This window comes from Ruegeria sp. CK1, from assembly GCF_056536545.1.
The window spans coordinates 216,364-227,920 of the sequence record NZ_JBQFPX010000004.1 but is presented as its reverse complement, the minus strand read 5'-3'; the positions used below and the strand labels follow the sequence as shown (position 1 = coordinate 227,920).

The following is an 11,557-nucleotide window of genomic DNA, read 5'->3' as shown; positions in this document are numbered from 1 at the left end:
AAGCGCGGGTCCAGCACCTAAGACCTCAGCAGATAGGCAAAAATCGCATACCCAACGATGGCGGCGTAACCCAGCGGATAGATCCATTTGATCGCGTAATTGTCCAGCTTTCTGGCCGCCTCTTCATGCCCTGAGACCTTCAATTTACGCAGAGCGACGTTGAACACGATCAACGCTCCGGTCATCAGGAACATGCACTGCAAGATGAAATCCAGAAAGGTCAGGTAGCCCAGTTTTGGCAAATCGGCAGAGATGGCCCAATTGAAGGCAACGAAAACCAGCAAGTTGCCACCGGCGATTTCGATCCGGCGGCGGTATTCGTCTAGGAAAAACAGCGCCCAGCCGACGGAAACCAAAACCAGCATCGGCAGGAACACCCGGATCACATAGTAAGTCAGGTGTCGGTGGCCCTCGAACGCCAAAGCGATCTGGTCGCTTTCTCTGCCGGAAAGGCCGATAACCTTGGAATGTTCAACCTGCGCGTTTTCCAGTATCCACTCTTCTTCGCCCAGCAAGTCACCAAGGCCGGAAAAGTCTTCTAGCGGATAATAAGTGACGTATTCGGAAGGAAAAACCGAGACGACTTCGAAAAAGAATTCCTGCGTGTCGAACGGGTATCGGCGGAAATCGAAATGCGGGGCCTGCAAGGTCAGCGACGATTTCTCGACATAGACCACATGTCCGTCATACCGCAGCGAGGCAGCGGATTCGTGAATCCACTTGTTGGATTGTTGGTTGTGGATGACAAAGGCAGGCACAATCGCGTTAAGACCGCGCGCATGGTTGGCCAATGCCGAAGGGTTGAACACCTGGATTTCCCGTCCGACCTCGGCGCGATCAAAAGCCAGCGCTGGGTCTGTCCATTCGACTCGCAAGATAACAACCGCGCCGTAGTTTTCTGCCTTTTGATCCACACTGGTGACCTGATCGATGTGGATACCGATCCCCACCTTCAGCGGGTTATCAGGTGTGCCAACCAACCTGCCCAACCCGCCTTCCAATCCGCTTTGCCCTATCGCTTGCCCGCCAGCAAAGATGTTCAGGCAAACACACAAAGCAACGAAGCATATGGCGCGGACCAAGGTCATGTTAAGGCTACGATAGTAGGCTTTGAATACCGGGGCCACGGCTTGCAGCCCCGGGAAAAGTTATTCGGACCAGCTGATTTGTGTCAGGTCAATTGCGGCGGTGGGTGCGTTCTCCCACAATCCTTGAACACCGGCCTTGGCGACCCCCAGCTTGGCCAGTTGGAACAGGTAGCCATTGACGAAATCATTGGCGATCAGACGCTGCATCTCACCTAGTAGTTTCTTGCGCCCCTCGGGGTCGGTGGTTCCGTTCAGGGTGTCCATCAGAGTCTGGGCGTCCAAGCTATCATACTGGAAATAATAGTCGGGCTGCGCATATATGCCGATATCCATAGGCTCAGTGTGGCTAACAATTGTCAGGCCATAATCCTTGCCTTTGAACACCGACTCCAACCACTGCGCCCATTCAACATTCAGAATCTCAGCTTTGATGCCAACCTCAGCCAGTTGCGCGGCAACAATCTCGCCTCCGCGTCGGGCGTAAGAAGGCGGCGGTAGATGCAAGGTGGTCTCAAACCCTTGCTCATAACCAGCGTCAGCCAACAATTCAGCCGCTTTTTTCGGATCATAGGCGGAATCGCCAGTCAGATCGACATACGCTGGATTATGCGGCGCGAAATGAGTGCCAATCGGTGTCCCATAACCAAACATTGCTCCGTCGATGATGGCCTGTCGGTCAATTGCATGGCCCAAAGCCTGCCGAACACGGATATCATCAAAAGGTGGTTGCTTGTTGTTGGTCGACAGGATCGTCTCACCTTCGGTTGTACCAACAAGCACCTGAAAACGGGGATCGGCCTCAAATTGCGGTAGGTTTTCTGGCGCTGGGAAGTTGTCAAAATAGTCCACATCTTCAGCCATCATCGCGGCAAAGGCAGCTGTCGGGTCTGAGATGAATTTGAACGTTGCAGTCTCTAACTCAGGCTGATCACCCCAGTAGTTCGGGTTGCGATTCAGCGTGATGCTGTCGCCTTGTACCCAATTGCCAAAAGTGAAAGCTCCGGTTCCCACTGGATTAGTTTTGATGTTTTCGATGCTGTCGGAAGAGACAATCACCGCATCGCCCCAAGCCATATTGAACAGGAAATTACCGTTTGGTTCAGACAGGGTTACCTTGACGGTCAGGGGATCGACGACTTCGACACTTTGGATGCCCGCGAACAGAGCCTTTTGCGCATTTGCGCTGTCATCGGCCTTGGCACGATCAAGGCTGAACTTTACGTCTTCGGCATCCATTGCAGTACCGTCGTGGAATGTCACACCCTCTTGCAACTTGAAGGTATAAACGGTTCCGTCGTCGGAAATCTCCCAGCTTTCAGCCAATCCGGGTACAACCGATCCGTCGCCCATGAACCGGGTCAAGCCCTCAAAGACATTGGTGTAAACCACCGAGTCAATCGCCTGAGCTGCAGCACTTGTTGGGTCCAGATGTGGCGGTTCAAGCTGCATGGCGATAGTGATATCGGATTTGGCCAAAGCCCCGGTGGCAACGACACTCACTCCCAACGCCAATGCCGATGCAATAGATCGCAACGTTCGCATTATGAAAAATCCCCCGTGTGAAATGGCTGAACCCGCTGTTTTACGGGCGTTTCTGCAAGTAATGTCCCTTTAAACCTCGGGTCAATCAAGGGAATGTTGGCGCAACCGGGGTTTCTATAACCTTGTGCAATCTGCTATGCCGCGCTGCAACATGAACCCCGCAGGAGCGACCATGAGCGCCACCGCCCGCAAAAAAGCCCCAAACGCCGAGGACATCCGCGCCCGTAAAGGGGGCACTCCTTTGGTCTCGCTGACCGCCTATACCACGCCAATGGCGCAGCTGATGGATGCCCATTGCGATTTCGTTCTGGTCGGTGACAGCGTCGGCATGGTTCTGCATGGGCTGGAATCGACATTGGGCGTGACGATGGAGATGATGGTGATGCATGGCCAGGCAGTCTCGCGCGGTTTGGAAAGTGCGATGATGGTCATCGACATGCCCTTTGCCAGTTATGAACATTCTCCGTCCGACGCCTTCCGCAATGCTGCGCGTCTAATGGCTGAAACCAGTGCAGGGGCGGTGAAGTTGGAAGGCGGCATTGAAATGGCCGAGACCATCCGCTTTCTGGTCAAACGCGGCATACCTGTGATGGCGCATATCGGCCTGACACCGCAGTCGATCAACACGCTGGGCGGTTACAAAGTCCAAGGCCGCGACCAGCAAGCCGAGGCCGTTTTAGCAGACGCCCGCGCCGTTGCCGAGGCCGGAGCGTTCTCCGTTGTGCTTGAGAAAGTACCACAGGGCCTTGCGGATCGGATCACGGCTGAGATCGCGATCCCGACCATCGGCATCGGTGCATCTGCCGGATGTGACGGACAGATTCTGGTCGTCGATGACATGGTTGGCTTTTTCACAGCCTTCAAACCGAAGTTCGTCAAACGCTATGCCGAACTTGGCCCGCAAGCCGAAACTGCCATAGCCGAATACGCGGCCGAGGTTCGAGCCCGTACCTTTCCAGCGGATGAACATGTATTCGCGGATCAGGTTCCGTCAAATGGTCCCAAAACATGACCGCCCCAATCTTACGTCGACTGTCCGACCTGCGCGCACTGACCACCGAGTGGCACCGCAACGGTGAGACGATTGGCGTAGTGCCTACCATGGGCGCGCTGCATCAGGGTCATTTGTCTCTGGTTGAGGTTGCCAAGCGTGACACCGACCGGGTAATCGTGACGATCTTCGTGAACCCCAAGCAGTTCAACAACCCCGAGGATCTCGCCAAATACCCGCGCACCGAAATTGAAGATGCCGAAAAACTGGCCCCATTTGGCGTTGACGCGATCTATGTGCCTGACCCCGAAGAGATTTACCCGCAGGGCTTTGCTACAACCGTTTCCGTCTCAGGACTAACCGATGTGATGGAGGGCGAATTCCGCCCCGGCCATTTCGACGGCGTCGCCACGGTTGTCGCAAAACTGTTCCTGCAAACGCAAGCGGACAGAGCCTATTTCGGGGAAAAAGACTATCAGCAACTGATGATCGTCCGTCGCATGGCGCGCGATCTGGATATCCCGATTGAGGTGGTCGGCTGCCCCACTGTTCGCGAACCCTCAGGCTTGGCGATGTCCTCGCGAAACCTATTACTCTCGCCCGAAGGGTTGGCGGTTGCGGCCAACAAACATCGGATCATGCAGGGCCTGGTTCAGTCGCTGAAAGCTGGCGCTGCGTTTGACGCACTGGCCGCAAAAGCCGAAACCGACCTTCTGGCCGCCGGCTTTGCGCAGGTCGAATACATTCACCTGCGATGCGCAGAAACGCTGGAACCGCTGAGCCATGCAAATCGCCCCGCGCGGCTGTTTGCTGCAGCTTGGGCGGATGGCGTGCGACTGATCGATAATATTCCTGTCTGAACCTCTGGTCCGAGCGTCATTGTTTGCGCTAAAGTCCCGCAAAACCAAACGGGAGGGGCGCGGGGAATGACGTTTATTCTCGCCATAGATCAGGGCACCACATCATCCAGGGCCATTTTGTTCGACGCAAACATGCAGCGCGTAGGGACCGCGCAGCACGAATTTACCCAACATTTTCCGCAAGAAGGCTGGGTCGAACACGAAGCCGAGGAAATCTGGGAGAGCGTTCTGCGCGTCTGCCGTGAGGTGATGGAAACCACCGGCGTGACGTCCGATCAGATCGCGGGCATCGGCATCACGAACCAGCGCGAAACCACCGTGATCTGGGACCGCGCCACCGGCGAGCCGATTCATAACGCCATCGTCTGGCAAGACCGCCGCACCGCCGAAATTTGCGCACGCTATAAACAGGCGGGGTGCGAGGACGACGTGACCGCGCAAACTGGGCTGCTGTTGGACCCTTATTTTTCGGGCACCAAAGTGAAGTGGGTCTTAGACACCGTGCCGGGCGCGCGCGACCGCGCCGAGGCCGGAGAACTGATGTTCGGCACCATCGACTGCTTTCTGATCTGGCGCCTGACCGAAGGACGCAGCCACGCCACTGACGCAACCAACGCCGCCCGAACGCTGCTGTTCGACATCCACAAGGGTGAGTGGAGCGCTGAGATTTGCGACCTGCTGGACGTGCCCATGAACATGCTGCCCGACGTGCACGACTGCGCGTCGGACTTTGGAAATACGACCCTGTTTGGGGGCAATATCCCAATTTTGGGCGTGGCTGGGGACCAACAGGCTGCCACCATCGGCCAGGCTTGTTTCCAGCCTGGCATGATGAAGTCCACTTACGGCACTGGCTGTTTTGCCCTGCTGAATACGGGCGACAAACCGGTTGAATCAAAGAACCGCCTTCTTACAACCATCGCTTACCAACTGGACGGCAAGCGCACCTATGCGTTGGAAGGTTCAATCTTTGTGGCAGGTGCCGCCGTGCAGTGGCTGCGCGATGCGTTGCAGATCATCGAAACTGCGCCCGAAAGCGGAGAATTGGCGAAACAGGCCGACCCGAACCAACATGTCGTCCTGGTCCCAGCCTTCACCGGCCTCGGCGCGCCATACTGGAAACCTGATTGCCGCGGCGCGGTGTTTGGCCTGACCCGCAATTCCGGTCGTGCGGAATTCGCCAAGGCAACGCTGGAAAGCATCGCCTACCAGACCCGAGACCTGTGGCACGCCATGCAGGGCGACTGGGGCGCGGACACCGACGTAACCCTGCGCGTGGATGGTGGCGCCAGCGCCTCGGACTGGGCAATGCAGGGGCTGTCGGACTATCTGGGGGCCGAGGTGGACCGTCCCGTGATGCAGGAGACCACCGCACTTGGCGCGGCCTGGCTGGCCGGGATGCGGGCGGGTGTCTACCCGGACCAACAGGGATTCTCGGACACATGGGCGCTGGATCGCCGATTTGAACCGGAAATGTCTGCCGAGGAGCGCGACGCCGCTTATGACCGCTGGAAACGTGCTGTTGCTGCGGCCATGGCGTTCTGATTACGCTCTGGTACGCGGGCCAAACCTGGTGTTGGTCCGCTTTCCTTTAACGACTGGAACTTTCGCACAGAAAGGTTTCGCATGATTGCTTACGTCACTATCGGAGCGGATGACCTCGCAAGCGCGAAACGGTTTTATTCCGCGTTTTTACCAGCGCTGGGATATGAATTCGAAGAGCAGTCGGAAGGTTTGAGCTTTGCGCTGCCAACGGAACCGGGCGAATCTCCTGTTCAGCCTGAAATCTACGTGAGACACACCTTTGATGGGTGCCCTGCCTCAGCCGGGAACGGGTCGATGATCGCTTTTAAGGCGCACACGCAACAGCAGGTTCGCGATCTTCATGCTGCAGCCGTTGAGGCCGGGGGTTCCAACGAAGGCCAGCCCGGCTTTCGGGACATGTACGGGCCCAGTTTCTATGTCGGCTACTTGCGGGATCCGCAAGGCAACAAGATCGCGCTGTATTCAAGCAATCCTGCCGAACCTGGTCGAGACGGGTAAAGCGGGCCCAGACCTCAGCTGTGATCTTTCATCAACCGCTGTTTCTGACGCGACCAGTCCCGCTTGGCCTGAGTTTCACGCTTGTCGTGCAGCTTCTTACCCTTGGCGATGCCGATCTTCAGCTTCGCCCGGCCTTTGTGGTTGAAATACAAAACCAGCGGCACCAACGTCATGCCCTTGCGTTGGGTAGCGTTCCACAAATTCGACAGTTCCTTGCGCGAAACCAGCAGCTTGCGGCGCCGACGTTCTTCGTGCTTGAACACCTTCGCCTGCTCGTAAGGCGCAATATAGCTGTTGATCAGCCACAGCTCTCCGTCATCTACAGTGGCATAGCTTTCGGCAATGTTCGACCCACCCGCGCGCAGGGATTTCACTTCGGACCCCTCCAACACGATGCCGCACTCGATATCCTCTTCGATCGCGTAATCGAAGCGGGCACGCCGGTTTTCGGCGATGACTTTGTAATTCGGGTCTGTTTTCTGCTTTTGCTTAGCCATGACGCGTTGATTTAGGCGGCTTGGGCGGCCCTTGCAAGCCGAAGCCGTCAGGACGAGGCCGAGAAGATCAGGTCTGGGCCAAAAATCGTGTCCGCATGGTTGTGCAGGTAAATCTTAAGCCACGGGGTAAATCGGTCCGGGTGGCGCTGCACTTCGGCCAAAAGATCATGATAGTCGATCCAGCGAATATCCATGACTTCGTCCGGATTAGGCTCTATTTCAAGCGGGCCACGAACACGAGCCAGAAAGATATCGACCACTTCGTGTTCAATCATGTTGTTGCCGACATCAGCGTGATATTCCAGCCGGTGTCTGTATTCGGGATACAGCCCGGTAATGCCAAGTTCTTCCCGCAAGCGACGGACGGCGCAAACGGATGGCGTCTCGCCCCAATCTGGATGTGTGCAGCACGTGTTCGCCCACAAGCCCGGCGTGTGGTATTTTCCCAAAGCCCTACGCTGCATCAGAATTTCGGTGCCACGGACTACGAAGACCGACGCAGCCTTATGCCGAAGACCTTTTTCATGTGCCTCAAGCTTGTCTACAGGGGTCAACTCGCCATCAACCCAGGCAGGGATCATGATTCCCATCTGTCTTCTCCTGCTGCCGATCCAACAGAGCGGCTGAAAATACGGAATTGGCTGCCGCCGGATCGGCCTAGCTGTGCGAAACCATGCATGGGCATGGTGAAACGCACATCCCCAAAGTGGCGATGATTTATCCAGTTATCAATCGCACGAAAGGCCGCAGGGGCTGCGGCCTTTCGTAACTTGTCACTTGTTGTGCTTAGAGACGTTATTCGCCTGACACGCTGACGATATAGGCATAAACGTCCTCGGCACCTGACTTCAGTTTGAAAGTCATCTTGGACTTGGCCGAGGTTTCGCCCAAATAGTCTTTCAGGAAAGCCTTGGGATCTTGCGCATATGCGACAAAGGTCGTTTCATCCCAAACTAAACCATTTTCACCAGCCTCAACAATGCTGTCACCATATCTGAAATCCTCAACGGTGCCTGCTGTGCGACCGGCGATACCATACAGGTTCGGGCCAGTTTTACCGCCTTTGACGATTACTTCACCTGCAGGATCAGCAATCAAATGGCAGGATTTGCACTTGTTAAAAGCCTTTTTGCCGGCTTCGGCGTCTCCTTCAGCGTAAACGGGAAAGGCCAGCAGGCCGACGATTGCGGTAGCGAGGATGCGATTCATAGCTTTTGCTCCGATACGAATTGGCTGCACCGAATGGACCGTCGGCGCAAAAAAGAGTCAACGCGCGGATTGCCGCGCGAGGACACTGTGCCGCTGCGACATAGCGGCCATCCTTAACTTATGTCCCGCGACTCGGACCAACAGGGCAACAGATCACCCGCAGCCGGAGTCGCCAGATAGATTGCCCGAGCGATCGCCCGCGCCAGACAAATCGAACCTGCATGTCCGATCAGTCCCAGTTCTGCCTCGGTTTCGGTGACACGCGCACCGGTGCTGACTCCAAAGACCAAATCTCCGTCGCCCGGAGTATGTGCGGGCAATATTGCGCGAGCAATGCCGTCATGGGCCGCCACTGCCAACCGTTGACATTGCGGTTTTGACAGCGCTGCGTCCGTGGCAACAATGGCGATGGTTGTATTACCCTTTTCAGGGTTTGCCGGGCGCATAGCCTGCGCCTTACGACTGACTGCGGGTAGACCAAGGCCCGTACCCGTATCAGGCCCTAAACCGCCGAATTCCTCACCAATTTCAAATGGGGCAGCCCAGAAATGACGGTCGCTTGGCGTCGTCACGCTGCCCATCGGGTTTGCGGCAACCAAGGCACCGACAGTAACACCGGACTCCAACACAAGAGAAGCTGAGCCCAAACCGCCCTTGTGCCGCGCCGCCAGTGCGCCGGTACCCGCCCCTGCCGATCCAAGAGCGAATTCCTTTGCAGCCTGTTCATATGCCGCTCGGCCCAAAACACGATACGGGTTTTCCACCCAAGCCTTGTCACCGCCGTTCAACAGATCAAACAAGATCGCTCCGGGTACGATTGGCACCACAGTGTCACCCACAGGATACCCGCGCCTTTTACTGCGTAATGCGTCTGACACCCCAGAACAGGCATCCAACCCAAAGGCCGACCCGCCGGACAGGGTAATCGCATCCACCCGTGCCACCGATTTGTCCGGTGCCAGCAAATCAGTTTCGCGTGTACCAGGCGCGCCTCCCATCACGTGGACCGAAGCGACAAAGGCTTGATCCGAGGTCAAGACCGTAGTGCCTGATTTCAGCGCCTCATCCTGCGCATTTCCGACCAACAAGCCTGGAACGTCGGTGATCAGGTTTCTGGTTCCGGGTGTCATGTGAGGTCCTTAGATACAGCGGCCACCGTCAACCTCCAATGCTGTACCGGTGATCATGCTGGCCTCGTCCGAGCACAGGAAACAAGCTGCATTGGCCATGTCTTCGGGTGTGGAGAACCGGCCCAAAGGGATTGTTGAAATGAACTTTGCCCTCATTTCGGGCGTATCCTCGCCCATGAAGGATTTGAGTAGCGGTGTTTCTCCGGCGACAGGACAGATTGCATTCACGCGCACTCCGAATGGCGCCAGTTCCACTGCCATCGTCTTAGTCGCCGTTATCATCCAACCCTTTGACGCATTGTACCAGTTCAGACTTGGACGCGGTGAAAGACCCGCTGTCGACGCAACGTTCAGAATCGCTCCTGCGCCGCGTGTTTTCATCGCGGGCACCAAAGCACGTGCTGTCAGGTAGACGGATTTCATATTCACGTTGAAGACGCGGTCGAAATCCTCTTCTGTGACGTCTTCCAAAGGTGCCGGCAAATGCGTCACACCCGCATTATTAACCAGTATGTCCAGTTGACCAAACCGATCTAAAGCGCAGTCCGACATGGCCTGTACAGAAACTGCGTCGGCAAGGTCTACCTGAAACGCGAAAGCGTTAGGGCCCAACTGGTTCGCCTGAACTTCTGCCGCATCACCATTAATGTCTGCGATCATGACACGGGCGCCTTCGGACAGGAATTTCTGCGCGATCCCGGCACCGAAACCGGATGCACTGCCGGTAACGATTGCGGTTTTTCCCTCTAACCTCATGATCTTGCTCTCCCCTATGAGACCAAATTAGCAAGGCCCCACGAAGTTACCAGATCAATCTTCCGAGATCTTGCCGCGCAACGCTTTCACATCCGAGCGCGCCTTTTTCGCCGCAAGTCGACGTTTGACCGAGCCGTAAGTCGGCTTGGTGGCAATTCGCCGCTTGGGCTTGGCGAGCGCGCGGGTAATCAATTCGACCAACCGCGTGCGGGCAATCTCACGGTTGCGGGCCTGTGATCGGGTTTCCTCGCACTGAATGATGATCGCGCCGTCTTTGGTCCACCGCCGTCCGGCCAGCCGCTTCAACCGGTTTTTGACGGGATCAGGCAAAGAAGGTGAGCGCGCAGCCTCGAACCGCAGTTCCACCGCCGTTGAAACCTTGTTCACGTTCTGCCCGCCAGGGCCGGACGAGCGGACAAAGCTCTCGGTCATTTCCCAATCTTGCAGGGTGATATCGTCTGTGATGCGCAACATGGGGTGGACCTTATCCGGCACGGGTCGAAACAGAAAGGGCCGCCCCGGCGGGACGGCCCTTCGAAAGTACAGGAGGTTGGGTCGGTTAGATCAATCGACCAGCCGGAGCGAGCGCTCCGCCAAGGGCTGCCCTAACAGGCGGTCCCCCCGGTTGTTCCGACACCTCTCTCCAATCTCTTTCTCGACACTGGATCACCTCCTTTTCTATCTGTTGCGGTTAACTTTGAGCCTGACACAAGATGCGCCATTCTCAAAGCACTTTTTTCTACGCGGGCTGCGCGGCCGCCAGACGGGCAACGATCACCTTGAACGGGATCAGCGCGATCAGCGCCAGCGACAGCTTCACCAGCCAGTCGGCAAAGGCCAGAGTAACCCACAGCGGCGCCATCGGGCCGGACAGCATGAAGGGCACAGGCTCCCAAGCCCAGTTGATCGCGGCGTCTGCATTGGCACCGAAGAAGGTAACCGAAGCTGAGAAGGCAATGGTGAAGAACAGAGCGGTATCCAGCGCCGATCCAATCAGCGTCGAGACCAGCGGCGCGCGCCACCATTGGCCACCGCGCAGCGAATTGAACACTGTGACATCGGTCAGCTGGGCAATCAGGAAGGCGGTGCCTGACGCGACGGCGATCCGCAGCGGAACTGCGGCATAGGTGAACCCGTCACCCTGCAGCATAATCTGGCTACCAATTAGCGAGCAGATGATACCGGTGATGAAGCCGGCAAAAACAACCTTGCGAGCAGTGGCCACGCCGTAGACGCGGTTCATGATGTCGGTGACCAGGAAGGCCAGCGGGTATGTGAAGGCACCCCAGGTCAGCAGCCCGTCAAAGATCAGGAACTGAACAAGGATGTTTGAGGCCACAACAATGGCGGCCATGGCAATAATGCCGGGAATATAAGCGCGTTGCATTTTCAGATGCCCGTTTTGACAAGGTAGCGGCGACTTGGCCAAGGGCTCATCCCA

13 protein-coding genes are annotated in these 11,557 nt (G+C 56.7%); 4 read left to right on the top strand and 9 right to left on the bottom strand.

Annotation, left to right across the window (positions count from 1 at the left end; genetic code table 11):
• Window positions 1–17 precede the first annotated feature (17 nt).
• Together ACR0L3_RS12165 and ACR0L3_RS12160 are read right to left on the bottom strand one after the other, a co-directional pair.
• Window positions 18–1,127 (bottom strand): ligand-gated ion channel, encoded by a 1,110-nt coding sequence (locus ACR0L3_RS12165; RefSeq protein WP_480745989.1) that lies wholly within the window; start codon window positions 1,125–1,127, stop codon window positions 18–20.
• Window positions 1,128–1,148: 21 nt separating this feature from the next.
• Window positions 1,149–2,630, bottom strand: a complete 1,482-nt coding sequence (locus ACR0L3_RS12160) for an ABC transporter substrate-binding protein (protein WP_480745988.1) — start codon at window positions 2,628–2,630, stop codon at window positions 1,149–1,151.
• 172 nt (window positions 2,631–2,802) lie between these two features.
• On the opposite strand from ACR0L3_RS12160, the gene panB reads away from it, so the two are divergent.
• The 4 genes from panB to ACR0L3_RS12140 all read left to right on the top strand — a co-directional run bounded on the left by panB (window position 2,803) and on the right by ACR0L3_RS12140 (window position 6,524).
• Window positions 2,803–3,642 carry a 3-methyl-2-oxobutanoate hydroxymethyltransferase gene (gene panB, locus ACR0L3_RS12155; RefSeq protein WP_480745987.1) on the top strand — a complete coding sequence of 280 codons (840 nt, stop codon included), beginning with the start codon at window positions 2,803–2,805 and terminating at the stop codon, window positions 3,640–3,642.
• Window positions 3,639–4,481, top strand: a complete 843-nt coding sequence (panC, locus tag ACR0L3_RS12150) for a pantoate--beta-alanine ligase (protein WP_480745986.1) — start codon at window positions 3,639–3,641, stop codon at window positions 4,479–4,481. The genes panB and panC overlap by 4 nt, the downstream gene beginning before the upstream one ends.
• Window positions 4,482–4,547: 66 nt before the next feature.
• On the top strand, window positions 4,548–6,026 hold the full coding sequence (gene glpK, locus ACR0L3_RS12145; RefSeq protein WP_480745985.1) for a glycerol kinase GlpK: 1,479 nt from the start codon (window positions 4,548–4,550) through the stop codon (window positions 6,024–6,026).
• Window positions 6,027–6,107: 81 nt separating this feature from the next.
• Window positions 6,108–6,524, top strand: coding sequence for a VOC family protein (locus tag ACR0L3_RS12140; protein ID WP_480745984.1), 417 nt, complete (start codon window positions 6,108–6,110; stop codon window positions 6,522–6,524).
• A 14-nt stretch (window positions 6,525–6,538) separates the two neighbouring features.
• On the opposite strand, the gene smpB is transcribed toward ACR0L3_RS12140, so the two are convergent.
• The 7 genes from smpB to ACR0L3_RS12105 all read right to left on the bottom strand — a co-directional run bounded on the left by smpB (window position 6,539) and on the right by ACR0L3_RS12105 (window position 11,503).
• Complete coding sequence (gene smpB, locus ACR0L3_RS12135; RefSeq protein ID WP_480745983.1) at window positions 6,539–7,021, bottom strand: SsrA-binding protein SmpB; 483 nt, start codon at window positions 7,019–7,021, stop codon at window positions 6,539–6,541.
• A 47-nt stretch (window positions 7,022–7,068) separates the two neighbouring features.
• Window positions 7,069–7,611 carry an isopentenyl-diphosphate Delta-isomerase gene (gene idi / locus ACR0L3_RS12130; RefSeq protein ID WP_480745982.1) on the bottom strand — a complete coding sequence of 181 codons (543 nt, stop codon included), beginning with the start codon at window positions 7,609–7,611 and terminating at the stop codon, window positions 7,069–7,071.
• Between the two features lie 205 nt (window positions 7,612–7,816).
• Window positions 7,817–8,230: a c-type cytochrome gene (locus tag ACR0L3_RS12125; protein WP_480745981.1), complete on the bottom strand. Its 414-nt coding sequence runs from the start codon at window positions 8,228–8,230 to the stop codon at window positions 7,817–7,819.
• A 113-nt stretch (window positions 8,231–8,343) separates the two neighbouring features.
• Window positions 8,344–9,360 (bottom strand): P1 family peptidase, encoded by a 1,017-nt coding sequence (locus tag ACR0L3_RS12120; RefSeq protein ID WP_480745980.1) that lies wholly within the window; start codon window positions 9,358–9,360, stop codon window positions 8,344–8,346.
• Between the two features lie 9 nt (window positions 9,361–9,369).
• Window positions 9,370–10,116 carry an SDR family oxidoreductase gene (locus tag ACR0L3_RS12115; RefSeq protein WP_480745979.1) on the bottom strand — a complete coding sequence of 249 codons (747 nt, stop codon included), beginning with the start codon at window positions 10,114–10,116 and terminating at the stop codon, window positions 9,370–9,372.
• A gap of 54 nt (window positions 10,117–10,170) precedes the next feature.
• A complete protein-coding gene (gene arfB / locus ACR0L3_RS12110) occupies window positions 10,171–10,590 on the bottom strand; it encodes an alternative ribosome rescue aminoacyl-tRNA hydrolase ArfB (protein ID WP_480745978.1) in 420 nt (139 codons plus the stop codon).
• A 265-nt stretch (window positions 10,591–10,855) separates the two neighbouring features.
• Complete coding sequence (locus tag ACR0L3_RS12105) at window positions 10,856–11,503, bottom strand: queuosine precursor transporter (protein ID WP_480745977.1); 648 nt, start codon at window positions 11,501–11,503, stop codon at window positions 10,856–10,858.
• Between the last annotated feature and the right edge of the window lie 54 nt (window positions 11,504–11,557).